The organism is Saccharopolyspora indica, assembly GCF_027853965.1.
GTDB lineage: Bacteria > Actinomycetota > Actinomycetes > Mycobacteriales > Pseudonocardiaceae > Saccharopolyspora > Saccharopolyspora indica.
This window is the reverse complement of record NZ_JAQGLB010000017.1, coordinates 64,866-88,826: the sequence shown is the minus strand read 5'-3', so window position 1 is coordinate 88,826 and position 23,961 is coordinate 64,866. Positions and strand designations below refer to the sequence as shown.

Here is a 23,961-nt window from a genome sequence, read left to right as displayed (position 1 = left end):
AAGGATTACGAATCGATTTTCGGTACTGGACAGTTCCGCGTCAAGGGCGCTGCTGTCGCTCCGTAGGGTGGTTCGCGTGGCAGCTGAGCGCACCGGACCGACCGTCGGCTTCGACCTCGACATGACCCTGATCGACCCGCGCCCCGGCATGGTCCGCGCGATCGAGGAGCTCAACCGCGAGTTCGGCCTGAGCCTCGACGGCGAGCACTTCGCGTCGAACCTCGGCCCGCCGCTGTACGACTCGATGCGCGGCTACGGGTTCGACGACGCCATGGCGCAGCGGCTGGTCCGCCACTTCCGGACCGTCTACCCGACGGTCGTGGTCGGGTCGACGACCGCGCTGCCGGGCGCGTCCGAGGCGCTGGCGGCGGTTCGCGAGCTGGGCGGCCGGACGCTGGTGATCACCGGAAAGCACCAGCCGAACGCGGAACTGCACCTCAAAGCCCTCGGCTGGGAGGTAGACCGGCTCGCCGGTGACGTGTTCGCCGCGGCGAAGGGCGAGGTGCTGCGAGAGGAGGGCGCGAGTTGCTACGTCGGCGACCACCTCGGTGACATCGTCGGCGCGCGGGCGGCGGGCGCCACCGCCGTCGCGGTCGCCACCGGACCCTACGACGCCGATCAGCTGGCCGACGCCGACGTGGTGCTGCGCGACCTCACCGAGTTCCCGGCTTGGCTCGCGCAGCAGTTCTGAGGGCCTGTTGGTGGTTGTTTTGCGTGGCGGTGCGGGTGGCGGAACCTGAGTGCTTCCCTGGACTGCGGGTGCCCCTCCTGATGTATGTCCGATACACGGCGGAGGGGCCGTCCTCGCCCAGGGAGCCACCCAGTGGCGGGCCACTGTACCCGCGGCGGTGCGAGCTGCGTGCGTACTCAAAGCGGCTGACGCCGCTTGCACAGGCGCGGACGGCTACGCCGACAAGCCTCTGATCAGCGGCGGCGGTTGCGCAGGACGGTCGCGACCACGCCGTAGATGAAGCCGGCCGGGCACAGCAGCGTGGCCAGGTTCAGCCAAACGGGTAGGTTCTCGTAACCGACGGCGAACAGCGCGAAGATCGCGATGATGGCCAGCAGTCCCAGGCCGAACATGGCCATCGAGACCGGGAGGACTGCGGACCTGCGCACGGAAGCTGCCATGTCCAGCAGCGTATTCACGGGCTGCGCCGGGTGCCGCAGCGACCCTTGCTCGATAAGGCCGGGTCTTCCCAGGCCGGTACGCGGTACGCTTGAATGACGCGTCCCGGTACGTCCCATTGCGAAGCGTAGTCGGGGCGCTTTCGTCGTGCCGGGGCTGTTCGGCTCCGCGCGACGGACCGAGACGCAACGACGGAGGCCTGCGAGCGGGCCAGTGCATCGACAGGGAACGGTGAGGACAGTGCCGACCGGCAGGGTCAAGTGGTTCGACGCGGACAAGGGCTTCGGCTTCCTGACCCAGGACGGCGGGGAGGACGTCTACGTGCGGGCCTCCGCGCTGCCCTCTGACGTGGAAGCGCTCAAGACCGGCCAGCGCGTCGACTTCGACATGGCGCAGGGCCGCCGCGGTCCGCAGGCGCTGAAGGTGAAGCTGCTGGACCCGCTGCCCTCGGTCGCCGAGGCGCGCCGACGTCCCGCCGACGAGCTGCACGGCATGGTCGAGGACATGATCAAGCTGCTCGAGCTGAAGATCCAGCCCGACCTGCGCCGCGGTCGCTACCCGGACCGCAAGGTCGCCAAGCGCATCGGCGAGGTCGTGCGCGCGGTCGCTCGCGAGCTGGACCCGGGCAGCTGACGAGCACCACCTGAGGCCGGGCGGACCACGCGGTGCGCCCGGCTTTTCGTTTTCGAGGTGAAGGGCACCTTTCGCCGGCTTACTTGGTGAAAGGTGCCCTTCACCTCGACCCCTGGTGGCGGACCGCGTGGTGCGCCCGGCTCTCTATGCCTTTCGGCAGGGGTGGTCGTGGCCGGTCGGTCGATCCGCCGACGGTGCTGGGATCCATAGCGTTTCCAGTCGTGAAAGCCATGATCATCGCACTGGCGGCGGCCATCGGGCTGGCCGCGACGCCGTCCGCGCAAGCCGCCCCGGCCATCGACGACTACCTGTCCAGCGCGCTGGAGGCCACCGGGTTGCCGGGCTTCTCGGTCGTGGTGACCAAGGGCGACCAGGTGGTGCACGCCGCCGGCTACGGCCACGACTCCGACGGCCGCCCGATGACCGCGGACACGCCGATGCGGGTGGCCTCGGTCAGCAAGTCGTTCACCGCGATGGCGGTGATGACGCTGGTGGACTCCGGCCGCATCGCGCTGGACCGGCCGGTCGCCGAGCAGCTGCCGGGCTTCTCGATGGCCGATCCGCGCGCGGCGCGGGTCACCGTCCGGCAGCTGCTGAACCAGACCTCCGGGTTCTCCGACACCACCATCGACATCGACGCGCTGGAAGAGGCCGGTTCGCTGGCCGACTACACGGCCCGCCTGGGCACCGGCTCGCTCGCTGCCGACCCGGGGACGCACTGGGAGTACTGCAACGTCAACTACGACCTCGCGGCCCGGCTCGTCGAGGTCGCCAGCGGGCAGTCGTTCGGCGACTACCTCCGCGAGCACGTGTTCGGCCCGCTCGGGATGCGCACCAGCGCGACCCGCGTCGACGAGGTGCGCCCGGCGGACGGCTACGTCTCGCTGTTCGGCGCGTGGATCCCCCGTGCCGAGATGCCCGGGTTCCACGACGACAGCGGTGGCGGCGGGGTCATCACCACCGCCGCGGACATGGGCAAGTGGCTGGTCTCGCAGAACGGCGCAGGTCAGCAGCTCGTCAGCCCGGACGGCCTCCGGCTCATGCACAGCCCGTCGGCGGTGGACGACTACGGCATGGGCTGGGGAGTCGAGCGGCCCGAGGGCGGCCCGGAGATGCTGATGCACGCGGGGAACCTGTTCACCTACAACGCGATGCAGGCGATCGTGCCGGAGACCGGCTACGGCTTCGCCGTGATGACCAACGGCGCCTCCCTGCACGAGAGCAGCTACGACATCCTCATGGGCCTGGTCGCGCTGAGCGAGGGGAAGACGCCTCCCGAGCTGAGCAACGGCAGGCAGCAGAACGAGCTGGTGCTGGGCGCGATCTCGCTGGTGGCCGTCGGGTTGGGCGTGCTCGGCGCGGTGCGCTCCCGCCGGTGGGCGGCCAAGCGCGCCGGGCGTTCGGGGTGGCGGATCGGCCTGCGGCTGGTGCCGTTGCTGATCCCGCTCGCCGTCTTCGCCGCCTACCCGGACCTGGTCTCGTTCATCAGCAACGGCCGCACCGTCACCTGGGCCCAGATGACGTACTTCCCGCTGCCGCTGACCGTCACGCTGCTGATCGCCGCGCTGGCCGGGGTGAGCACGGTGGTGTTCCGGTTGGTGCGGCTGCGTTCTGCGGGGCGAGTCGCAGATGCGCTCTAAGGTCGGCCTGGTGAGGAACGCAGCGGTACTGCTGATCATCGTCGGGGCGTGCGTGGCCAACTCGTTCGACCTCGACGTGGTTCCGCTGTGGCGGCAGGTGGTGTTCGTGGTGCTGGCCGTGGCGGGATACCTGCACGGCCGGCACCTCCCGGTGCGGCACGGCTGGGCCGTGTTCGCGCTGGCCGCGGTGCCGGGCGTGGTCGATCTGGCGATCTACGCCGGACGCGGGATCGGCACCTTGGTGCTGCTCGCGGTGTTCGTGGGATTGCCGTGGCTGGCCGGGCGGTTCCGCCGCCAGCAGGCCGAGCTGATCGAGTCCGGCCGCAAGCGCGTCGCGCAGATGGAGCGGGAGCAGGAGTTCGTCGCCGAGCGCGCCCGGCTGCGCGAGCGCGCCCGGATCGCCTCGGACATGCACGACTCGCTGGGCAACGACCTGGCGCTGATCGCCCTGCGCGCCGGATCGCTGGAGCTCGCCGCCGATACGACCGAGGCGAACCGGCAGGCGGCAGCTGAGCTGCGGGCGACCGCGGTGCAGGCCACCGACCGCCTGCGGCAGACGATCGGGATGCTGCGGGAGAAGACCTCGGAAACCCTGTCCCCGCCGGACGAACCGGTGGAGGCGCTGGTCGACCGGGCCCGCGGCGCGGGAATGGACGTGGCGCTGCACCGCTGCGGCGAACCGCTCGACGTTCCGTCCACAGTGGATCGCGCGGCGTACCGCGTGGTGCAGGAAGCGCTGACCAACGCCGCCAGGTACGCGCGAGGTGCCCAGGTCGTGGTCCGGATCGACCGCGAGCCGGAAGAGCTGGTGGTCGTCGTGCACAACACCGCCGTCGACGCCGCACCGATGGTCTCCGGGAACGGCAGCGGGCTCTTGGCACTGGCCGAACGAGTCGGGCTGCTCGGCGGCACGTTCCGCGCGGAGCGGGGGGAGGGGTTCACGGTGACCGCGCGACTGCCCTGTCCGGCAGAATCAGCGCGTCCGCCGATGGAGGAGGAGTTGTGAGCGACTTCGTGCCAACCGCAGCACACCTCAACCGCACCTCAGGGGACCGTGACGCAACTCAGCCACGAGAAACCTCGAAACGCGAGGCGAACGCCGAACGCGACCACCTGTGTGAATCGCGGAGAGGCGGAACAGCGACCACCAGTGTGAATCGCGGAGAGGCGGAACTGTGATTCGCGTGCTGCTGGCCGACGATGAGGCGATGATCCGCGCCGGTGTCCGCTCGATCCTGGCCACCGACCCGGAGATCGAGGTGGTCGCCGAGGCGGCGGACGGGCGTCAGGCCGTCGAGCTGGCCGCCCGGCACCAGCCGGACGTGGCGCTGCTGGACATCCGGATGCCGGTGCTCGACGGCTTGGCCGCCGCCGCGGAGCTGGCGCGGGTGCAGCCGGAGGTGGCGGTCGTGGTGCTCACGACCTTCGACGAGGACGAGTTCGTCGCGCGGGCGCTCGGCGACGGCGCCCGCGGATTCCTCCTCAAAGCCGCCGACCCGCGTGAGCTGATCATCGGTGTCCGCGCGGTCGCCGACGGCGCGGCGTACCTGTCACCGCGGATCGCGCACCGGGTGATCGCGGAGGTCAACGGCGGTGCGCTGTCCCGGCGCTCCGCCGCCCGGGAACGGGTGGCGGCGCTGACGCCGCGCGAGCGCGAGGTGCTGGGGCTGGTCGGCTCCGGGTTGTCGAACCAGGACATCGCGGGGCGGCTGTTCCTGGCCGAGGGCACGGTCAAAGCGCACGTCAGGGCGATCTTGCAGCGCCTGGGCGCGAACAACCGCGTCCAGGCCGCGATCACCGCTTACGAGGCGGGCTTGGTCGGGGACTGAGCCGCGATCACTGCTGCTGGATGTTGAGCACCCAGGTGCCGCCGATGCCGAAGTCCACCCCGCCGTCGACGCCCTCGGTCAGCACCGCCGAGAACTGCTGGACCTCGACGTGCTCCAGGCGCGTGCCGTCCGGCGGCAGCTGGAGCGTGTAGGCGTGCCGCTCGTCCGGGGCGAAGACCGGGCTGCGGCCGTCCAGCTCCTCGCCGTTGGTCCCGCGGTAGAGGAACACCACCTGCCACGGCGTTTCGGAGACCTTGCCGGGCACCGAGATCTGCAGCGGAGCGCGCTCCGGAACCCGCAGGTCGCCGACCGCGTCCGGCGAAGTCGCGCAGGTCTCCCCGGTCGGGTCGCAGTACTGCGCGGGCGCGACCTCCACCGACCTCCCGTGGGAGTAGAAGGTGACCTGCGGTTCGCTCGGCGCGGCACAGCCGGCGACGAGCGCCACGCCCGCCACCGCCAGCAGCGGCTTCAGTCCACGATGCACGGTTCGAGCCTACAAGCCCGTTCTCGGAGCCATCGTGCGTGGCAGCGCAGGTGGCACTCGCTCCCGTGAGTGTTTTGGGGTGTTCTGGCACCCCAAAACACTCACGGCCACTGAACAGGGGAAACCTTGCTCCACCCGTGCCGGGTGCTCGGTGTCGCGCGCCGGGCCGCGTTACGACCTGGCCGCTGCCCGCTCGGCGGCTGGTGCCGCCTTCCGTCTCAGCTGGGGCACCAGGGTGCCGCCTCGGCCTGCGGTGATCGTCTGCGCCAGCAGGAGCGCGAGCAGCGCGGCCACCACGGTGAAGCCGATCCAGTAGACGGGTGGCAGCAGTACGCCCAGCGCACCGCCGAAGACCCAGCTGAGCTGCAAGATCGTCTCCGACTTGCCGAACGCCGAGGCCCGCGACTCCTCCGGCATGTCGTGCTGGATCACCGCGTCGAGGCAGACCTTGGCCAGCGCGCTCGCCGTCGCCGCGATCAGGCCGACGACCACGGCCAGCGGCAGCCCGGCCAGCACCGCGGCGCAGACGGCCACCGCCAGCGCGCTGCCCAGGCAGGCGATGATCACCCGGTCCGGCTTGCCGAAGTGCATCTTCGAGCCCAGCGCGTTGCCGAGGAAGCTTCCGATCCCGGCCGCGCCGCCGACCATCCCGAGCTGCACCAGCTGCATGAACGGCTCGTGCTGGGTGCCCTGCTTGATCACGAACGCGGCGAACAGGGTCAGGAACCCGGTCAGCACCCGGATGCCGCCGTTGCCCCACAACGCGACCACGACGTGCCCGCTCAGCGGCACCTTCTTCGGCTGCGGGCCGCCGCTGATCGACGCGGGCACCTCGCCCTCGGTGCTCTCCACCCAGCCCGGCATCCGCAGGCACAGCCACACGCCACCGGCGGCCATCGCGGCCATGAACCACAGCGCGCCCTCGGAACCGAGCAGGTAGGCGAAGCCCGACGCGATCGCGCCGAAGATGCCGCCCGCCGCCATGCCGAACGCGGTCAACCGGGAGTTGGCCTTGGTCAGCGTGATCTGCGAAGGCAGCACGCGCGGCGTCATCGCCGCCTTCAGCACGCCGAAGGACTTCGACAGCACCATGCAGCCCAGCGCGGCCGGGTACAGCAGCCAGCTGTCGAAGTTCAACGCCATGACGGCGGCGAGCAGCACCCGCACCGCGAAGGAAGCGGCCAGCGCGTACCGGCGCCCCTGCTGCAACCGGTCCAGCGCGGGCCCGATGACCGGCGCGATCACCGCGAACGGCGCGACCGTGATCAGCAGGTAGAGCGCGACCTTGTCCTTGCTCTCCCCGGTCGCGGCGGAGAAGAACAGCGTGTTGGCCAGCGCGACCGCCATCGCGGCGTCCACCGCGTAGTTGCCCATCACGGCGTAGGTGAACTTCGCGAGCCCGGACCGGTCGGCGCCATCGGCGTGCGCGAGCGAGAAGAACATCCGCATCGCGCGGTGCGTCAGGTCCCGGCTCCGCCAAGCGGCGACACGAGTGACCGTGAGCTTCTTCGGCGGCGCGGTTCCGCGAGGCCTCTCGACCTCGGGCTCCTCGTCGTGCTCCTGAGACGAGTGGTCCTCGGGCAGCGGAGGAAGCCGCCGAGACCGGCTGCGCGGCTGCTCGTAGTCCGGGTCCTCCTCCCACGGATACCGCCTCGCGCCCCTACCGGGGCGCTCCGCGCTGCCCGCCTCGAACCGGTGCTCCGCCCGCTCCGCGTGCTCGCCGTCCTCGCTCCGCCTGCGCTCACCGCGCTCCGCGCGTTCCCGCCCGCTTCGCGCTCCGCGCTCCGCACCCTCGCTCCGCCGACGCTCACCGCGCTCCGCGCGCTCGCGCTCGGCGTCCTCCCGCTCCGTTCCCTCCGCGGGCGCGCCCCAGCGCGCAGCGCCTCCGCCGTCGGCGTAGGAGCCGCGCTTGCCGCGGTGCCCGGCGCCCCAGCCTGCGCGCGGGGAGTCCGAGCGCTGGTCATGGCGTCGCAAACCCATGCTTTTCATCCTGCCTCACCCCGCTCCCGTCTCCATCGGACTCCGCCGCTTTTCCACCGGCCTCACGGATAAAGAGGGGCGAACCGGCCCCTCAGATACACCGTTAACCCGATCCAGCGACCGTCACGACCAAGATCTCCACCGACGGGGTGATCAAGACCCGGCCGTCAGGCCGGGGTGAGCCGCCAGTAGCCGTAGGGGTTGAAGAAGATGTCGTCGTCCGGGTAGCGGTCGCAGGGCTGCTGGCTCAGCAGCCAGCGCGGCGCGTCCTCGGCCAGGCGGAATCCCTCGCCGTCGCGGATCTCCGCCGCGCGGGCCTCGGTGTGCAGGTAGCCGGTCAGGCCGTCGATGAGCTCCACCCACTCGCCCTGGCGGTTCATGTCGTGCAGGCCTTCGACCTGCAGTTCCACGTCGGGCGCGCCCAGCAGGTGCATGCCGCAGGTGTAGAGGACGTCGTCGTCGAGGATCGGCCGCTTGACCCACGCCTGCCGCAGCGCGTGCGGGGCGTCCGCGGAGTCGGCCAGCGCCAGCCAGGTGTCGCGGCTGTGCGCGAGTCCGCTGCTCTCGGACTTGATCGCCGTCGCGCCCCAGCGCTCGAAGAGCTCCGAGGTCACCGCCAGCATCCGCTCGGAGATGTGGGCCGCGTCGTCCGGGCCGCCCTTGGCCAGCACGTACGCCACCGAGTCGTGCTCGGTCACCGCGTTCCAGTCGGCGTCGGTGAAGGTCAGACCGGCCAGGCACGCTTCGAAGGCGTCGGGCATGCGGGGGTCGTGCTCGGTGGCGGATTCGTCGCGGTCCAGCGCGAAGAACGGTCCGCCGACCGCGCGGACGGCCATCTCCACCTTGTCCAGGTCCATCCCGGAACCCAGCACGCAGAGGACGTGCAGCGGCAGCACGGAATCATGTTGATCATCCATGCACAGGGACCGTACTAACGATCAGGCCGGGACGAAGCGAACTCGGAAAAGAGCGGGCCAGTACTTCCCGGTCAGCAGGAACTCGTCGGTGCCCGGCACGGCCGCGATGCCGTTGAGCACGTCGGTGCCCGGCCGCTGCTCCGGGCTCAGCAGGCCTGAGGCGTCCACCACCGCCGTCACCTGCCCGGTCGCCGGGTCGATGCGCACGATCTCCTCGCTGCCCCAGATGTTCGCCCACACCTGGCCGCCGGCGCACTCCAGCTCGTTGAGCTCCTCGACCGGCGCGCCGGCGGCCCGCACGTCCACCGAGCCGGTCGGCTCGAAGGTCACCGGGTCGCGGAAGGTCAGCCGATCGCTGCCGTCGCTCATCACCAGGCGCGCGCCGTCGGAGCACAGGCCCCAGCCCTCGCCGGAGTACTCCACTCGGCGCAATTCGGTCAGGGTTTCCCGGTCCCGCTCCAGCGCGACCCCTTCCTGCCAGGTGAGCTGCCAGATACGGTCACCCGTGATGGTGATGCCCTCACCGAAGAGATCGTCCGGGAGCTCGACCTCGCGGTGCAGTTCGCCGGTGGCGAGGTCGGTGGCGCGAATCAGCGATTCGCCCTTCATCCCGGTGCCTTCGTAGAGGGTGCCACCAGCGATTTCCAGGCCCTGAGTGAACGAGGAGCGGTCGTGCGGGAGCACGCGGATCACCTCAGCTCGAAGGTGTGGCAGGCTTCCCGCGTGCCCAACGCCCTGATCGGTCTGCTCGCCGTCGTGCTGGCCGTTGTGCTGCGCTGGTACTTCCGGCGCGCACGCAACCACCCCGAAGGTGAGCACCACGCCGCAGAGAACACGTCGAGCCAGGAGCAGTCGCACCCCGAAAGCTTGACACGGGCGACTGCACCGGCGACCGCGTACGGCACAATCGAGCATGTGACGCCTATGCCTGCTCCGATGACCAGCCCAGGCGCGGATGCCCCGTTCGAGGACGCCGGGCAGTACGAGCCGGAGCCCCTGAACCCGGAGCTCGCCGCGGCGGAGGACGTCGCGCGAGCTGCGGCGGAGGACGAGGCCAAGCCGGGGGACGACCCGATCGGCTCGCCCGTGCTGACCCTGGACGCCGAGGTCGCGGCCCCGGTGGGGGCGCACGTCGGCGTCGAGCCGGAGGGTCCGCACGCGGCGACGCACTTCTTCGAGTCGAACTACCCGGGCTACGTCGGCTGGCGCTGGGCGGTCACCGTCGCCAGCGTCGGGCCGGGCGAACCGGTGACCGTCAGCGAGGTCGTGCTGCTGCCTGGCCCGACGGCGCTGACCGCACCCGACTGGGTGCCGTGGAGCGAGCGGGTGCAGCCGGGCGACCTCGGCCCCGGCGACCTGCTGCCGACCGGCCCGGACGACGTGCGGCTGGCGCCCGGCTACCTGGCCAGCGACGACCCGGCGGTCGAGGACGTCGTGCAGGAAGTCGGCCTGGGCCGCAAGCGCGTGCTCAGCCGCGAGGGCCGGCTGGAGGCCGCGGAGCGCTGGCACAGCGGTGACTTCGGGCCGCGCGCCGATATCGCCCGCTCGGCCCCGGGGGCCTGCGGGACCTGCGGTTTCTTCCTGAAGCTGGCCGGTTCGATGGGCGGCGCCTTCGGCGTGTGCGCCAACGAGTTCGCGCCGGGCGACGGCCGGGTGGTCAGCGTCGAGTTCGGCTGCGGCGCGCACTCCGAGGTCGAGGTGGACACCTCCTCGACGGTGCCGGTGGCCGAGATCGTCTACGACGACGCGACCCTCGACTTCGAGCCGCGCGGGTGAGCGAAACGGACGTTTTCGGCGCGGCCGAGCTCCGGCAGGCCGTGCTGCAGTCCTGGGAGGCTTCGCCGACCAGGTTCCGCGAGGACGCGAACGCCGAGGAGGACCTGCGGCTCGGCGGCTACCGCGATCGCCTGCTGGTCGAGCTCGCCCAGAACGCCGCAGACGCCGCGGGCACCGGTGGTGCGCTGCGCGTCGAGATCAGCGGCGGTGAGCTGCGGGTCGCCAACACGGGCGCGCCGCTGACCGCCGACGGCGTCGCGGCGCTGGCCTCGCTGCGGGCCTCGGCCAAGCGCGAGGGCACCTCGATCGGCCGGTTCGGCGTCGGGTTCGCCGCCGTGCTGGCGGTCTCCGACGAGCCGAGCGTGGTGTCCACGACCGGCGGTGTCGCCTTCTCCGCCGCGCGGACCAGGGACGCGGTGGCGCAGCTGCCCGGCCCGGCCGAGGAGCTGGCCAAGCGCTCCGGCGAGGTGCCGGTGCTGCGGCTGCCGTGGCCGGTGGCCGCGGAGCCGCCCACCGGTTTCGACACCGAGGTGCGGTTGCCGCTGCGCGCGGACGTCGACGCGGACGCGCTGCTGGCCGAGTTCACCGATCAGGCCCCTGACCTGCTGCTCGCGCTGCCCGCGCTGACCGAGATCAGCATCGGCGCGCAGACCTGGCGCCGCGAAGACCTGGACGCGGATCGACTGGTCGTGCACGGCCCGGTCCGCAGCGACCGCTGGCTGGTGCACCGCGCCTCGGGCACGTTGGGCGAAGCCGCGCTGGCCGGGCTGGGCGTGGAAGCCCGGCACGCCGCCGAATGGCGCGTGACCTGGGCCGTTCCGCTGGACGACGACGGCACGCCGATCCCGCTGGCCGAGGACGTGCTGCACGCGCCGACGCCGACCGAGGAACGGCTGTCGCTGCCCGCCCGACTGCTGGCGAGCGTGCCGGTGGAGCCGGACCGGCGGCGGGTCGCGGCCTCCGGCGCCGCGGACGCGGTGCTGACCTTCGCGGCGGAGTGCTATCCCGCGCTGGTCGACAAGATCGAGGCCGAGCACCGGACGGCCCTGGTGCCGCTCGCCGGATTCCCGCTGTCCGATGTGGACGACAAGCTGCGGCAGGGCGTGACCGACCGGCTGCGGGTCTCGGCGTGGCTGCCCGCGGCGAACGGGAAGCCGGTCGCGCCGCTGGAGTCCCGGGTCCTCGAGTACGTCTCCCCGGAGCTGGTGGAGCTGCTCGCGGACGTGGTGCCCGGCCTGCTGGAAGCCGACTTCGCCGACGCGGGTCACCGCAGGTCGCTGCACGTGCTGGAGGTCCGGCGGCTGGCCGCGGCGGAGATCGTCGAAGCGGTCACCGGCCTGCAGCGCCCGCCGCACTGGTGGTACCGCCTCTACGACGCGCTGGCGCCGATCGAGGGCGCGGACCCGGTGGCCCGCGAGGAGTTCACCGCGCTGCCGGTGCCGCTGGCCGACGGCCGCACGATCAGCGGTGTGCGCGACGTGCTGCTCAGCCAGCGCGACGCCGACCCGGACCCGGCCGCCGTGCTGTCCACACTGGACATCTCCGGCCTGCGCATCGCCCACCCCGACGCCACGCACCCGCTGCTGGAGAAGCTGGGCGCGCACCCGGCGGGCCCGGCGGAACTGCTGGACGCCCCGTCGCTGGAAGACGCCGTGCGCAGCAGCGTTTCCGACGCCCGCGCCGGTGTCGACGTCCGCCCGCTGGCCGAAGCGGTCCTCCAGCTCGTCTCGAACACCTACCCGCGCGAATGGCTCGGCGCCCTGGCGCTGCCCGACGAATCCGGCGACTTCCGCCGCGCCGACGAGCTGCTGCTGCCGGAAGCGGCGCTGCTGGAAGTGCTGGACGAGCAGTACATCGGCGAGGACGGGCCGCTGGCGGTGCTCGACGAGGACTTCGCGGCCGAGTGGTCGACCGAGCTGCTGCGCTCGATCGGCGTGCTGGACACCTTCGCGGTGCAGGTCGAGGAAGACCCGCTGGAGCCCGACGAGGACTTCCCGGACATCCACCTGTGGTGGGCGGAGCAGGAAGCGGCGCAGCCGGAGAGCTGGCCGCCGCCGAGGTTCGTCGGCATCCGCGACCTGGACCTGGTCGCCGACGAAGCGTGGCCCGCCGCGCTGCGCCTGCTGGCGAAGCACCCGGAAACCCTGCGTGCGCTGCGCGAACCGCACAGCTACTCGGTCTGGTGGATCGAGCGCTACGCGCTGCTCGCCGGCGCCCCGCCGCGCACCTGGCGCCTCCCGGAAGCCGAAGAGCTCGCGGGCCTGTACGACCCGGTGCCGGACGTGGACCTGGATGCCGAGCACCTGCGGTTGGCGGGCGTGCGAGACGTGCTCAACGTCGAGGACACCGACGACGCAGCGGACCTCCTGGAGCGCCTAGGCGACCCGGATCGCGCAGTGCGCGCCGGAACCGCGCTGCGCGCGCACCAGGCGCTGGCGGAGGCCGTGGCGTGCCGGACGATCGACCCGTCCGAGATCGACCCGCCGGAGATGGTGCGCTCGGTGTCGGGCGCGGTGGTCAGCACCGGCCGAGCGGTGGTGCTCGACGAGCCGTGGATGCTGAGCGTCGTGGAGGCGCCGCTGGTGATCGCCGGAGGCAGCCCGGACCAGTTCGACGCCGAAGCCCTCGCGGAGCTCCTGGACCTCCCGCTGGCCTCGGAGGAGAACACGATGCAGGTGGTCGGCGAGGGCCGCACCCAGCGCTGGCCGGAGGTGGCCCGCGTCCCGGCGTCCTGCGAACTCCTCGGAATCCCGCTGCCGACCGGCGAGATCACCCTCCACGACGGCCTCCGCGTCCGCTCCTCGGCAGGGGAGCAGCGAGTCCACTGGTGGGTGGAGAACACGGGCGGAGTGCACGCGGAGCGAACCCCGGACGGCCTGGCCCGAGCCCTGGCCTGGGCAGCAGGAGCCTGGCACGAGCGCTTCGCCCTGACGGCCCTACTGGCGGACCCGGAAGCAACAACCCTGCTGCGCTGAGCGGTTCACCCGAACCGCTCAGCCTTCAGGCCGCGTAAGAACCCGTCCCAGGCTGCTGGCGGGAACATCAGCGTCCCGCCGTCCCGGTCCTTTGTGTCCCGGATCCCGACGATGCCGGAATCGGTTCCGATCTCGACGCAATCACCCTCTTCACCGCTGTAGCTAGACTTCCGCCAGCCGACCTCGACGCAGTTGCTCTCCACGCCGCTGTAGCTGGACTTCCGCCACTCAAAGATCCTGTTCATGCTGTCCTTCCATGGCCTTCGCCTGACTCAGGATTAGGTCTGCGGAATCTGCCTCACTGAGTGCTGACTTCTCAAGCGTAGAGGCGACTTCCACGTACAGGAAGGTGTCGTCGGAGTCGTCGATGAAGATTCCAGAACGTCGATGCTCCAGGTGGACGATCGGGCGTTGTCGTTGGAACTCCAAGATCAGGAAGCTCCCGTTCAAGCCCTGGTGCACGCCTGCGCTGAACGGGATGACCTGGACCGTCACGTGCGGGCGTCGGCCCACCCGCTCCAGGTGGCGAAGCTGCTCTGCCATCACAGCCCCTCCGCCGACGGGGCGATTCAGCACGGATTCATCAATCAGCACATGGAGCTCGACCGGCTTGGCTCGTGTGAGGATGCTCTGCCTGCCCAGACGCAGTGATACGCGGGCTTCTACTTCGGAGTCTGGTAGCCCACCGTTTTGGATGACCGCGCGGGCGTAGTCGGCGGTTTGCAGCAACCCGGGAACGAAGCCGAGTGTGACATCCGTGATCTTCAGCGCTGAGCGTTCGAACTCCAACAGCGATGTCAGCTGCGAGGGAAACCCGCTATAACCGATCTCCCACCAGTGCGGTTGGTGCGCGTCATGCGCGAGCTCCAGCAGTCTTTTTCGTTCGTCTCCTTTGATGCCAAGGGTTCCTAGGATGATTGCTATCTCAGTGTCGGTCGGAATTTTGTCTCCGGACTCGATGCGTCCGAGCGTTGCGCGGGACCAGCCGCAGCGCTCCGCCAACTCCTCAAGTCGCAGGCCAGCATTCTTGCGCAGGTTGCGGACCTCGATGCCGATTCCTCGGGAACGTGCAGTCGTCATATGACCACGCTATTGCAGCCCCTGAGACGGCGCTATTACACAAAGCGGTGAACAAGATTGCGAAGGATTCCTCGTGACGGTCTCATTGGTCGTGAGACAGGTTAGGAGTCCAGATGTCTGGCTACTTGAAGTACGTGTGGCGTCCGGTCACGGGAGGCCGCCACGCTTTCCCCATCACAGCAACGAAAACCCCTCGCGACGAGCAGGTCGAGGCCTACTGCGGAGCGAAAGCTCCTGCCGCCGAGTTGCATGATCGGTCCGAAGTGGACTGGGTCCGCGAACGCTCGTGCATGAAGTGCTGGCGCCACCTCGCTGACAAGGGCCCGTGACGTCGCGGGGCCTGGTGGCGATTTCGCGCGAAATCGTCACCCCGCACGCCTACCGAACCCTGTTTTCGCGCGAAATCGCGCCACAACCACCCACGGAAGGAAACTCACCGCCATGTACTGGATCCAGCTCAGCACCTTCGCCCTGTTCAGCCTCCTCATCCTCGCCCTGCTCGCCACCCAGATCCAGATCCCCTTCGGCGGCCTGAGATTCACAACAGGCCAACACGCAGGAGGAGGAGAAGGCGAATACACGGTCTGGCACCTCATCGCCGACATCGAAGCCGAACGCCACCGCACCACCACCAGCGCGGGCATCCATACGCACCGCCGCGAGCAACCACCCATAACGCCCGAACCCCCAACACAACCCGAACCCAGGCCCGAGCTTCAGTTCCCCGACCTCGACCCCGACGACCAACCCACCGGCCGCCACCACCTCCGCCGGTAACCCCAGCCCCGGTTCACCCCACCAAGCGAGAGGTGAAGGGCACCTTCCACCAAATTAGTTGGCGAAAGGTGCCCTTCACCCGGCCCGACTCACACCATCAGGTGCACGGTGAAGGGCACCTTTTAGCAACTTACTTGCCTAAAGGTGCCCTTCACCGGGCAAAAATCCCCCCGAACCGGGTCGGTGCGGCACGACATCCCCCGGCTACCGCCGCACCGGCCCACCCCAGGTGGCCGGGCGCGAACCCCTCCCCGCGCCCGGCCACCGATCAACTTTCGGAGAAGTGCCGATGTCGAGATCTCAGGTGGAAGGCTTCGAAGAATCGAGCAGGACGGGTTGCTGGGCTGCTTTCGGCTACCAGAACCACGTGATCCTGGAAGGAGATTCGAGAGGGGAGGGCGGGACTCTCGTCGCTGTCTGCGGAGTTATGACGACGTCCGAGGAGCTCGGCCCCGTGGACGGCCGCCCGACCTGCTCGGTGTGTGCGGCCGAAGCCCGCAGCGGACGAATCGACGTGCGGCGGTGACGCCGCTTTTCGGGCCGGAAAGACGCTGGCCGCGCACCGGATTCGGTGCGCGGCCAGTTCGTCTTGCTGGAGCTTCAGGTCACTCGCCGAAGACCGGCGGGGCGACCTTGGGCAGGCCCAGGTCGTCCCAGGCCTCGTCGGTGTCGACCCAGTACTTGTTCTCGTGCTCCATGTCTTCCTCGCCCTCCTTGCCCTGGCCGCGGCCGGCCGCGCCGGCGCCCATGCCGCCCGCGCCACCACGACCACCAGCAGCGCCGCTACCGGAGGCACCGCCAGCACCGCCGGCGCCCAAGCCGCCAGCGCCAGCACGGCCGCCAGCGCCCGGACCACCGGAGCCGCTACCGGCACCGAGCCCGCCGAGGCCACGGCCGCCCGCACCGCCAGGGCCACCCATGCCGCGGCCGGTACCGGTGCCGCCACCGCCGCCACCCGGACCGCCCGGAGGCATCATGCCCAGGCCGAGACCGGGGCCGTTGGGGCCGGGGCCGCCAGGGGTCGTCGGGCCGGGCAGGTTCGGCACGCCGGTGCCGCCACCCGTCGGCGAAGTCCACTGCGAGGAGCTCCCGTTCGGCGAGGTGTACCCGCCACCGGGCAGCTCGTTCCCGCCGCTGCCGGAACCACCACCGGGCCCGGGCGGAGTAACGCTGCCACCGGTGCTGCCGCTGTAGCCGCTGCCACCGGGAATCCCGGAGGCGTTCGGCATGCTGCCCACCGTCGGGTTCGTGCCGTAACCACCGGAGCCCTGGTCGTAGGTCATCTCCGGGGCCTTCGGGTAGGGCGCCAGGTTCTGCGAGACGTTCTGGGCGTTCTGGTTGTAGTTGTCGTAGTGCTGCTTGGCTTCCTGAGCCTTCTCGGTGGCCTCCCGCTCCTGCTTCTGCAGGTCGGTCTCGCCGCCGACGAGCCAAGCGCCGCCCTTTTCGAGCAGGTTGTCGGTCGCGTCGACCTTCACCGGCTCCGGCATGCTGTTCTTGACCTTGCTGAAGTTCTGAACCTGCTGCTCAGCGGAGTCGCCGACAGAGTTCGAGACTTCCTTGGCGTCAAGGATGAACTGCGACATCGGCTTCAGCGAGCTGCCGTGCTCTTCGGCGGCCTGACCGCTCCAGGCGACCCCGGCCTTCGCGTTGGCGTCGTCGAGGAGCCGCGCGACCTCTTCGAAATCCGCGCCGATCCCGGACTTCCAACCCTGGACCGAGGCAACGAGCTGCCCGGTGCCCTGGCCGTCGTGGATCTGGCCGTACTTCTGCGGGTGGTTGAAGCCCACCTGCTGCATGATCTCGTCCGTGTTACCACGGTCAGACTCACGTGTGAGCAGGTAGCCACCAACGATCATCGGGAGAACCATGGTCACACCCCCTTTTCGTGTTCGGTCGTGGTAAGTGCGGACGCGATCAGGCGTCCGGGATGTTCTTCAGTGCTTCGCTGGCAAGCTTCTCAGCGAAGGTGCAGGGGTCGTCCATCTCCGGCGTTCCGCCCGCGTTCTTCGCGTAGTTGATCGCGAAGGACTGGTCATCGGCGATGGCGAGGTCGATCCGGCACAAGCTGCTCTGCTCGTCGACCCGTGCCCCTGGATAGCCCTCAACTTCGGTCGCCTTGAAGTTGTCGCTCTTCTCCGCGAGCTTCGCGATTTCCTCCGGGCCACCGTGCGTGGTGTTGACAGAGATAGCGGTGGAGAAGGCATCGTTTCGCCAACTGCACGCTGGCTCGCCCAACCCGGAGATCTCGCTCTCTGGCGGCTTTGCACCTGTACTGCCGCCAAGCTGCGCAAACTGCTCCTGAGTCAGGAGCTGGCAAGGGTCCGAGACTGCCTTGATGTTCTTCGGGTTCTTAACCTTGGGGGCTGCCGACGTCGTGGCCTCGTCGCTGGTGGTTGGCGCAGGCACGTTCGCCGAGCCGGGCGAACATGCCGAGACGCCCAACACAGCAAGCAGCGACACGGTGGTCAGAGTTGCGCGGCGTAGCACGTGAGATCTTCCTTAAACCTGGCTGGCCGTGGCGGCTTCGTCGGTGCTGGTGTAGGTGCCCTGAGCAGCCTTCAGCTGGTCAATCATTCCCTGGATACGAGTGCGTGCATCGTTGACAGCCCAGGACAGGCAACCTTCGCCGTCTCCGGCCATCTCCCCGAGTGCCGACGCGAGCTGCTGGCTCACTTCGTCCTCACCCGGCCCATTGATGTATCGCAGATCTTGGGCCTTCCGCAGGATCCTGTCCAGCTTGTCCTGGGCCTCTTCGTACTTGGCGATCAGCCCAGGGATCTGCTCGATGTCAACCGAGAACGACGCCGCCTGAGCGGTGCCCCCGCTGTTGACCGCGGTGTGGATCATCGCCTTGTTCGCGGCCACCGCCTTGGCAGCAGCTGCGCCAGCAGCGCCGATCCCATCCCAGATTGCCACCTTGTCCTACCCCCTTGTCCCCTAGAACAGGTACACGTCGCGCTTAGCTTGCCAGGTCGTTGCTCGTTCGCGCACCGGTGTGACGGTGCTTGGTCCGGTTTCGGTTCCCTGTTGTTGTCAGATTGATCCGTTTGGTCCAGTGATACTGATCACCTTAGGCCGATCGGCGGGTCACCAGCGGGCTGCTTCTGCCGCCTTCCGGCGGGTGTGGGTCGCCAGTTCGCCGAGGACGCGGGTGAAGGTGCTCAGGTCCGCTCCGGCGAACATCCGCTGGTTGCCGCTGTTGTAGACCGCCGTCCGGCCCTGCTGCAGGTCGATGATCCGGATCGTCTGGTCGCCGCGGTGCTCCTTGCCGCGGTCGTCCCAGATCGTCACGCCGGCTTCGCCGAGGCCCAGGCGGGGGCCTTCGAGGAGCTGGGTCATCTTGCGGAAGTTCGCCGGGTTCACGCCGCGCGCCCGCAGGGCCTGCTCGATCGCTCGCGGGTCGTCGCCCTGGCGGCTCGCTTCGGCCATGGCCGCGCGCACGTCCTGCAGGTCGATCGACAGCGGCGGGCGGATCTTGGCGGGCTGGTGCTCGGGCAGGGCCGAGATGAGCGCCGGGATCAGGTCGTTCGGGTGGACCGGCTCCAGGATGATCCGGTCGCCGCTGACGACGGTGCGCACCGCCGTCTTGCTGGCCTTGGTCACCGCGGCGCGCAGCTCGGAGCCCTTCTGCGAGGAGAACCGCAGGTCGTACTCGACGCTCGCGTGCGCGTAGATGCCCAGCAGCTCCATGACCCGGTCGTTCACGCCGCTCGGATTGACCAGGCCGCGCTCGCGGACGCGCTGCTCGGCCGCGTTGAACTCGCGCGGTATGTCCTGGACCTGCGTCCCGTAGTGGCTGTACGCCGCGACCATCGGGATGCGAGTGAGTCCGGCGCGTTCGGCCAGGATGGCGTATTCGAGTCGGTCGACGTCGAGCTTGGGCACTTCCGCTGCGCTCCCCGCGTTCTGGTCAAGTCTCCGAACTGGTGACGATCTCGCAGGTTAGCCGGTCGCCAAGATCCATGGGTGGATTCGGCGTCTTGCGGCCGCGAAGGGGACTGCTCAAAACGCGCAGACCGTGCGATCGGTGTTGGTTCAGTCGTCGAGGCCGGACAGGCCCTGCCAGGCTCCTCGGGAGCCTCGGCGAGCGGCCGAGCGCTGCCAGCGGAACACTCCGTAGCCGATGACGCCGAGCGTCACGCCCGCCACGCAGGTCCAGAACTCGATGCCCAGGTTGCCGCTCAGCGCCAACGCCACCGTTCCGACGAGCCACAGCGCGGTGCCGGTGAGCACCACCGGCGTCGGGTCCGCCAGCCTGCGGGGCAGGTGGGGAACAGGCCGGTGACCTGCTGCGGTGGGGGTGGGTTCGCTGTCTGGTGCCACGTCAGGCAGGCTACCTCCGGTTGATGAACGCGCGCTCAGGCGCGGTGATGGGAAGCACGATGGTGGACGAGACCAAGAGCAAGAAATCATTGCTGGACCAGTACTTCAAGATCACGGAGCGTGGTTCCAGCATCTCGCGCGAGGTGCGCGGCGGCATCGTCACCTTCGTCGCGGTCGCCTACATCATCGTGCTGAACCCGCTGATCCTGGGCAGCTACTCCGCCGACGACCCGGGCGCCAAGCGCGACGTGCTGGGCAACATCCTGCCGGTGCCGCAGGTCGCCGCGGCGACCGCGCTGGTCGCGGGCGTGATGACCATCCTGTTCGGGCTCATCGCCAACTACCCGTTCGCGATCGCCGCCGGGCTCGGCATCAACACGCTGCTGGCCGTGACCATCGCGCCGCAGGTGACCTGGCCGGAAGCGATGGGCCTGGTCGTCATCGACGGCGTCATCATCCTGGTCCTGGTCGCCACCGGGTTCCGGACCGCCGTGTTCAACGCGGTGCCGCCCGAGCTGAAGGCCGCCATCGCGGTCGGCGTCGGCGTGTTCATCTCCTTCGTCGGCCTGGTCGACGCCGGGTTCGTGCGGCGGCTGCCGGACGAGGCCAACACCACGGTGCCGGTGGGGCTGGGCATCGACGGCTCGATCGCCTCGTGGCCGACCGCGGTGTTCGTCTTCGGCCTGGTGCTGACCTCGGTGCTGGTGGCGCGCAAGGTGCGCGGCGGGATCCTGATCAGCGTCGCGGTCACCACGGTGCTGTCGATCATCATCGAGTCGGTCTTCCACGCGGGCCAGTCCAAGGGCACCAACCCCTACGGCTGGAACCTGGGCTACCCGGCGGTGCCGGAGCAGATCGCCGGGCTGCCGGACCTGTCGCTGGTCGGCGACATCTCCTTCGGCGCCTGGACCCGGCTGCCCGCGCTGGCCGCCGCGCTGCTGGTGTTCACGCTGGTGCTGGCGAACTTCTTCGACGCCATGGGCACCATGACCGGGCTGGGCAAGGAGGCCAACCTGGCAGACAAGGACGGCAACCTGCCGGGCATCGGCAAGGCGCTGGCCGTCGAGGGCGTCGGCGCGGTCGCCGGCGGTGTCGGTTCGGCCAGCTCGAACACCGTGTTCGTGGAGTCGGCCTCGGGCATCGCGGAGGGCGCGCGGACCGGGCTGGCGAACGTGATCACCGGCCTGCTGTTCCTGGCGGCGATGTTCTTCACCCCGCTCTACCAGGTCATCCCGGTGGAGGCGGCGGCTCCGGCGCTGATCGTGGTCGGGGCGATGATGATCGGCCAGATCAAGCAGATCGACCTGTCGGACTTCAGCATCGCGCTGCCCGCGTTCCTGACGATCGTGGTCATGCCGTTCACCTACTCGATCGCCAACGGCATCGGCGCGGGCTTCGTCAGCTACGTGCTGCTGCGGGTGTTCACCGGCAAGATCCGCACCGTCCACCCGCTGATGTGGGTCGTGGCGGCGGCCTTCGTGCTGTACTTCGCGGCCGCGCCGATCAGCGCCGTCTTCGGCATCTGACCAGGTCAACGACCGTGAGCGTTTCGGGGTGCCAGAGCGCCTCGAAACGCTCACGACGCTGGTGATGCGTCGGTTCGGGTGTGAACAGGAGACGTCGGGCGGCTGGATCATTAGTGTGGACGGCCACTGAGTGGATCAGTTCGTCCGTTTTCCCCGATATAGTTTGGTAGACTAACGACGTGTCCGATATTGCGGAACGCGAGCGCACCCTGGCGAGCCGGCTGCGGCTCGCAGTGGTTCGCCTGAACCGCCGCCTGCGCGCGCAGAGCGGCGATTCGAAGATCACGCTCTCCCAGCTGTCCGCGCTGTCCTGCCTGCACAAGGCGGGAGCGCTGACGCCGGGTGAGCTGGCCGCGCGGGAAGGTGTCCAGCCGCCGTCGATGACCAGGGTGATCGCCGCCCTGGAGGACGCCGGTCTGGTCGTCCGCCGCGCCCACCCGACCGACGGCCGCCAGGCCATCGTCGAGGTGACCGACGCGGGGCGGGCCCGCATCGAGGAAGAGGTCTCCGCTCGCGAGCGCTGGCTGGACCAGCAGCTGGTGGACCTCACCGACGAGGAGCGCGCGGTGCTGTTCCGGGCCGCGGAGATCATCGACCGGCTGGCGGGCCGATGAGCGCACCCACCGAGAGGCGGTAAGCACCAGAGTGGTTGACCAACCCCGGTTACGCGTCGGAAAGGATCCCGGCGAAGGCCAGGTCAACCGCACTCAGGTGTCCACATCGGACACGAGCGCGGGCATGTTCCGCTCGCTGCGCGAGCGCAACTACCGCTACTACGCATCGGGTCAGGTCGTCTCGCTGACCGGCACCTGGATGCAGCGCGCCGCGCAGGACTGGCTGGTCCTGGAGCTCTCCGGGGGCAGCCCGGCGGCCCTCGGCGTGGCGGTCGCGCTCCAGTTCCTCCCGACGCTGCTGCTCACCCTGTGGGCGGGTGTGCTCGCCGACCGCTTCGACAAGCGGCGCGTGCTGATCGCCACCCAGACCGCCCTCGGCGTGTGCGGGCTGGTGCTCGGGGTGCTCGACGTCAGCGGCGTCGCGGTGCTCTGGCACGTCTACGTGCTGTGCTTCGTGCTCGGCTGCTTCGCGGCCGTCGACGCGCCGGTGCGGCAGTCCTTCGTCGTCGAGATGGTCGGCCCCGCGCAGCTCACCAACGCCGTCGCGCTCAACTCGATGACCTTCAACCTGGCCCGGATCGTCGGTCCGGCCATCGCCGGGGTGCTGATCACCGCGATCGGCACCGGCTGGGTCTTCCTGCTCAACGGGGTCAGCTCGGCCGCGGTGGTCGCCGGGCTGCTGCTGATGGACGTCGCGGCGCTGCACCGCGCCGATCGCGCGCCGAAGGAGCGCGGCCAGCTGCGCGCCGGCGTGCGGTACGTGCTCGGCAGGCCGGATCTGATGGTGGTCATGGTGCTGGTGTTCTTCATCGGCACCTTCGGCATGAACTTCGAGAACACCTTCGCCGTGATGGCGCGCAACGTCTTCCACCACGACGCCGACGGCTACGGGCTGCTGATCACGATGCTGGCCGTGGGCACGCTGACCGGTGCGGCGCTGGCCGCGCGGCGCAGCGGCCGCGGTGGGCCGCGGATGCGGCTGCTGCTGGTGGGCGCCGCGGTGTTCGGCGCGCTGGAGGCCGGTGCGGCGCTGATGCCGAGCTACGAGCTGTTCGCGGCGGCGCTGATCCCGGTCGGGATCGCGGTCATGACCTTCACGACGACCGCGAACGCGACCGTGCAGCTGGGCGTGGACTCGACCATGCGCGGTCGCGTGATGGGCCTCTACATGCTGCTGTTCATGGGCGGCAAACCGCTGGGCGGGCTGGCCTCCGGGTGGCTGGCCGAGCTGCTGGGGCCGCGCTGGCCGATCCTGCTCGGCGGGCTGGTGTCGCTGGTCGCGGCGCTGGTCGGAGCCGGAGTTCTGGCTTTCCGGCGCCGAGGGCTTGCGCGCTCATGACAGCTTAGGCTAACCTAAGTCTCGTCCGCTTCGTGGTGGGAGCGGTAGTCAGTTCGGGAACAGATCGAGCCCCGGGCGCCTTCGGGCGGCCGGGGCTCGATCGTTTTCGGCAGCTGGCTTGTCGGAGCACTCACCGCCGAGACCTGGGTGCGCACCCCGCCGGAGATCCGCGCGTAGATCTCCGGCGAAGCCGCACGTTCGGAGTGGGAATCAGGCGGTGGGCAGGCGCAGGCCGTTGTAGCCCGCGCGGGCGTCGGCGAAGCGCTTGCCGACCTCGTCCCAGTTCACCACGTTCCACAACTGCTTGATGTAGTCCGCCTTCACGTTGCGGTACTGCAGGTAGTACGCGTGCTCCCAGATGTCGAACACCAGCAGCGGCGTCGTGGCGATCGACAGGTTCGAGTGGTGATCCCGCAACTGCTGCGTCACCAGCCGACGGCCCACCGGATCCCACGCCAGCACACCCCAGCCGTTGCCCTGGATCGTGCCCGACACCGCCTCCATCTGAGCCCGGAACGCGTCGAAGGAACCGAAGTCCTCATCGATCGCCGCCGCCAGCTCACCGGTCGGCTTGTCCCCACCGTTGGGCGAGAGGATCTTCCACCACACCAGGTGCAGCGAATGCCCCGCCAGGTGGAACGCCAGCGTGGTCTCCAACCCCACGATCGACGAGAAATCACCCTTGTCCCGCGCCTCGGCGATCTTCTCGATCGTGTCGTTGGCGCCCTTGACGTAGGTCGCGTGGTGCTTGCTGTGGTGCAACTCGTTGATCTCACCGGCGATCGCCGGCTCCAACGCCGCGTAGTCGTAATCCAACTCCGGCAACACGTACTGCGCCATCGAGCGTTCTCCCTTCGCTGTTGACAGACTCTAGCTACTGCCACCCTATTGCAACTAGCCCGGATGGAGGCGTTGATCTCACCTGCCGGGCGCGTTGCG

The 23,961-nt window shown here is 69.7% G+C and carries 24 protein-coding genes; 11 read left to right on the top strand and 13 right to left on the bottom strand.

From position 1 onward, the window contains the following. Positions 1 to 76: 76 nt before the first annotated feature. A complete protein-coding gene (locus tag OU416_RS29650) occupies positions 77 to 691 on the top strand; it encodes an HAD family hydrolase (protein ID WP_270930339.1) in 615 nt (204 codons plus the stop codon). A gap of 233 nt (positions 692 to 924) precedes the next feature. Here the strand turns inward: OU416_RS29650 and OU416_RS29645 are convergent, their stop codons facing one another. Further along, complete coding sequence (locus tag OU416_RS29645; protein ID WP_270930338.1) at positions 925 to 1,131, bottom strand: hypothetical protein; 207 nt, start codon at positions 1,129 to 1,131, stop codon at positions 925 to 927. Between the two features lie 238 nt (positions 1,132 to 1,369). Between OU416_RS29645 and OU416_RS29640 the strand changes: the two genes are divergently transcribed. The 4 genes from OU416_RS29640 (at position 1,370) to OU416_RS29625 (ending at position 5,231) form a co-directional block, all read left to right on the top strand. Next, positions 1,370 to 1,762, top strand: coding sequence for a cold-shock protein (locus OU416_RS29640; protein ID WP_270930337.1), 393 nt, complete (start codon positions 1,370 to 1,372; stop codon positions 1,760 to 1,762). Between the two features lie 230 nt (positions 1,763 to 1,992). Beyond that, positions 1,993 to 3,402: a serine hydrolase domain-containing protein gene (locus OU416_RS29635; protein ID WP_270930422.1), complete on the top strand. Its 1,410-nt coding sequence runs from the start codon at positions 1,993 to 1,995 to the stop codon at positions 3,400 to 3,402. Positions 3,403 to 3,412: 10 nt separating this feature from the next. Continuing rightward, complete coding sequence (locus OU416_RS29630; protein ID WP_270930336.1) at positions 3,413 to 4,408, top strand: sensor histidine kinase; 996 nt, start codon at positions 3,413 to 3,415, stop codon at positions 4,406 to 4,408. Positions 4,409 to 4,577: 169 nt separating this feature from the next. Further along, positions 4,578 to 5,231 (top strand): response regulator, encoded by a 654-nt coding sequence (locus OU416_RS29625; protein ID WP_270930335.1) that lies wholly within the window; start codon positions 4,578 to 4,580, stop codon positions 5,229 to 5,231. A 7-nt stretch (positions 5,232 to 5,238) separates the two neighbouring features. Here OU416_RS29625 and OU416_RS29620 read toward each other — a convergent pair whose 3' ends face one another. The 4 genes from OU416_RS29620 to OU416_RS29605 all read right to left on the bottom strand — a co-directional run bounded on the left by OU416_RS29620 (position 5,239) and on the right by OU416_RS29605 (position 9,470). Then, complete coding sequence (locus OU416_RS29620) at positions 5,239 to 5,715, bottom strand: DUF2771 family protein (protein WP_270930334.1); 477 nt, start codon at positions 5,713 to 5,715, stop codon at positions 5,239 to 5,241. 171 nt (positions 5,716 to 5,886) lie between these two features. Then, entirely contained in the window at positions 5,887 to 7,695 is a 1,809-nt protein-coding gene (locus tag OU416_RS29615; protein ID WP_270930333.1) for an MFS transporter, read from the bottom strand. Positions 7,696 to 7,862: 167 nt separating this feature from the next. After that, positions 7,863 to 8,612 (bottom strand): hypothetical protein, encoded by a 750-nt coding sequence (locus OU416_RS29610; protein ID WP_270930332.1) that lies wholly within the window; start codon positions 8,610 to 8,612, stop codon positions 7,863 to 7,865. 21 nt (positions 8,613 to 8,633) lie between these two features. Next, the gene (locus OU416_RS29605) at positions 8,634 to 9,470 is read right to left on the bottom strand and encodes a glutaminyl-peptide cyclotransferase (RefSeq protein ID WP_372907192.1); all 837 of its coding nucleotides are present in this window, start codon (positions 9,468 to 9,470) and stop codon (positions 8,634 to 8,636) included. Between the two features lie 78 nt (positions 9,471 to 9,548). Between OU416_RS29605 and OU416_RS29600 the strand changes: the two genes are divergently transcribed. Together OU416_RS29600 and OU416_RS29595 are read left to right on the top strand one after the other, a co-directional pair. Beyond that, on the top strand, positions 9,549 to 10,388 hold the full coding sequence (locus tag OU416_RS29600; protein WP_270930331.1) for a DUF3027 domain-containing protein: 840 nt from the start codon (positions 9,549 to 9,551) through the stop codon (positions 10,386 to 10,388). Further along, on the top strand, positions 10,385 to 13,363 hold the full coding sequence (locus tag OU416_RS29595; RefSeq protein WP_270930330.1) for a sacsin N-terminal ATP-binding-like domain-containing protein: 2,979 nt from the start codon (positions 10,385 to 10,387) through the stop codon (positions 13,361 to 13,363). Before OU416_RS29600 ends, OU416_RS29595 begins: the two co-directional genes overlap by 4 nt. 5 nt (positions 13,364 to 13,368) lie before the next feature. Here OU416_RS29595 and OU416_RS29590 read toward each other — a convergent pair whose 3' ends face one another. Both OU416_RS29590 and OU416_RS29585 read right to left on the bottom strand, forming a co-directional pair. Beyond that, positions 13,369 to 13,608, bottom strand: coding sequence for a DUF397 domain-containing protein (locus tag OU416_RS29590; RefSeq protein WP_270930329.1), 240 nt, complete (start codon positions 13,606 to 13,608; stop codon positions 13,369 to 13,371). Next, positions 13,592 to 14,443: a helix-turn-helix domain-containing protein gene (locus OU416_RS29585; protein WP_270930328.1), complete on the bottom strand. Its 852-nt coding sequence runs from the start codon at positions 14,441 to 14,443 to the stop codon at positions 13,592 to 13,594. The genes OU416_RS29590 and OU416_RS29585 overlap by 17 nt, the downstream gene beginning before the upstream one ends. A 441-nt stretch (positions 14,444 to 14,884) precedes the next feature. On the opposite strand from OU416_RS29585, the gene OU416_RS29580 reads away from it, so the two are divergent. Next, on the top strand, positions 14,885 to 15,220 hold the full coding sequence (locus OU416_RS29580) for a hypothetical protein (RefSeq protein WP_270930327.1): 336 nt from the start codon (positions 14,885 to 14,887) through the stop codon (positions 15,218 to 15,220). Positions 15,221 to 15,825: 605 nt separating this feature from the next. On the opposite strand, the gene OU416_RS29575 is transcribed toward OU416_RS29580, so the two are convergent. The 5 genes from OU416_RS29575 to OU416_RS29555 all read right to left on the bottom strand — a co-directional run bounded on the left by OU416_RS29575 (position 15,826) and on the right by OU416_RS29555 (position 19,543). After that, a complete protein-coding gene (locus tag OU416_RS29575; protein WP_270930326.1) occupies positions 15,826 to 17,016 on the bottom strand; it encodes a PPE domain-containing protein in 1,191 nt (396 codons plus the stop codon). A gap of 118 nt (positions 17,017 to 17,134) precedes the next feature. Then, on the bottom strand, positions 17,135 to 17,680 hold the full coding sequence (locus OU416_RS29570) for a DUF3558 domain-containing protein (RefSeq protein WP_270930325.1): 546 nt from the start codon (positions 17,678 to 17,680) through the stop codon (positions 17,135 to 17,137). Between the two features lie 39 nt (positions 17,681 to 17,719). Continuing rightward, positions 17,720 to 18,136 (bottom strand): hypothetical protein, encoded by a 417-nt coding sequence (locus OU416_RS29565; RefSeq protein ID WP_270930324.1) that lies wholly within the window; start codon positions 18,134 to 18,136, stop codon positions 17,720 to 17,722. 171 nt (positions 18,137 to 18,307) lie between these two features. Beyond that, positions 18,308 to 19,105 carry an ESX secretion-associated protein EspG gene (locus tag OU416_RS29560; protein WP_270930323.1) on the bottom strand — a complete coding sequence of 266 codons (798 nt, stop codon included), beginning with the start codon at positions 19,103 to 19,105 and terminating at the stop codon, positions 18,308 to 18,310. A 150-nt stretch (positions 19,106 to 19,255) separates the two neighbouring features. Continuing rightward, entirely contained in the window at positions 19,256 to 19,543 is a 288-nt protein-coding gene (locus OU416_RS29555; protein ID WP_270930322.1) for a DUF2530 domain-containing protein, read from the bottom strand. A 47-nt stretch (positions 19,544 to 19,590) separates the two neighbouring features. On the opposite strand from OU416_RS29555, the gene OU416_RS29550 reads away from it, so the two are divergent. The 3 genes from OU416_RS29550 to OU416_RS29540 all read left to right on the top strand — a co-directional run bounded on the left by OU416_RS29550 (position 19,591) and on the right by OU416_RS29540 (position 23,022). Continuing rightward, on the top strand, positions 19,591 to 21,069 hold the full coding sequence (locus tag OU416_RS29550) for an NCS2 family permease (protein WP_372907193.1): 1,479 nt from the start codon (positions 19,591 to 19,593) through the stop codon (positions 21,067 to 21,069). Between the two features lie 179 nt (positions 21,070 to 21,248). Continuing rightward, positions 21,249 to 21,683, top strand: a complete 435-nt coding sequence (locus tag OU416_RS29545; protein WP_093158230.1) for a MarR family winged helix-turn-helix transcriptional regulator — start codon at positions 21,249 to 21,251, stop codon at positions 21,681 to 21,683. 124 nt (positions 21,684 to 21,807) lie between these two features. Beyond that, positions 21,808 to 23,022 (top strand): MFS transporter, encoded by a 1,215-nt coding sequence (locus tag OU416_RS29540; RefSeq protein WP_372907196.1) that lies wholly within the window; start codon positions 21,808 to 21,810, stop codon positions 23,020 to 23,022. A 210-nt stretch (positions 23,023 to 23,232) separates the two neighbouring features. Here the strand turns inward: OU416_RS29540 and OU416_RS29535 are convergent, their stop codons facing one another. Beyond that, the gene (locus tag OU416_RS29535; RefSeq protein ID WP_121505281.1) at positions 23,233 to 23,862 is read right to left on the bottom strand and encodes a superoxide dismutase; all 630 of its coding nucleotides are present in this window, start codon (positions 23,860 to 23,862) and stop codon (positions 23,233 to 23,235) included. Positions 23,863 to 23,961: the final 99 nt, after the last annotated feature.

What these genes read in the sequence shown, in the direction of transcription:
- OU416_RS29645 (WP_270930338.1), bottom strand. Translation starts at nt 1,131, where the DNA reads ATGGCAGCTTCCGTGCGCAGGTCCGCAGTCCTCCCGGTCTCGATGGCC.
- OU416_RS29635 (WP_270930422.1), top strand. Translation starts at nt 1,993, where the DNA reads ATGATCATCGCACTGGCGGCGGCCATCGGGCTGGCCGCGACGCCGTCC.
- OU416_RS29615 (WP_270930333.1), bottom strand. Translation starts at nt 7,695, where the DNA reads ATGGGTTTGCGACGCCATGACCAGCGCTCGGACTCCCCGCGCGCAGGC.
- OU416_RS29610 (WP_270930332.1), bottom strand. Translation starts at nt 8,612, where the DNA reads ATGGATGATCAACATGATTCCGTGCTGCCGCTGCACGTCCTCTGCGTG.
- OU416_RS29600 (WP_270930331.1), top strand. Translation starts at nt 9,549, where the DNA reads ATGACCAGCCCAGGCGCGGATGCCCCGTTCGAGGACGCCGGGCAGTAC.
- OU416_RS29590 (WP_270930329.1), bottom strand. Translation starts at nt 13,608, where the DNA reads ATGAACAGGATCTTTGAGTGGCGGAAGTCCAGCTACAGCGGCGTGGAG.
- OU416_RS29585 (WP_270930328.1), bottom strand. Translation starts at nt 14,443, where the DNA reads ATGACGACTGCACGTTCCCGAGGAATCGGCATCGAGGTCCGCAACCTG.
- OU416_RS29580 (WP_270930327.1), top strand. Translation starts at nt 14,885, where the DNA reads ATGTACTGGATCCAGCTCAGCACCTTCGCCCTGTTCAGCCTCCTCATC.
- OU416_RS29575 (WP_270930326.1), bottom strand. Translation starts at nt 17,016, where the DNA reads ATGCAGCAGGTGGGCTTCAACCACCCGCAGAAGTACGGCCAGATCCAC.
- OU416_RS29550 (WP_372907193.1), top strand. Translation starts at nt 19,591, where the DNA reads ATGGGAAGCACGATGGTGGACGAGACCAAGAGCAAGAAATCATTGCTG.
- OU416_RS29540 (WP_372907196.1), top strand. Translation starts at nt 21,808, where the DNA reads ATGTTCCGCTCGCTGCGCGAGCGCAACTACCGCTACTACGCATCGGGT.
- OU416_RS29535 (WP_121505281.1), bottom strand. Translation starts at nt 23,862, where the DNA reads ATGGCGCAGTACGTGTTGCCGGAGTTGGATTACGACTACGCGGCGTTG.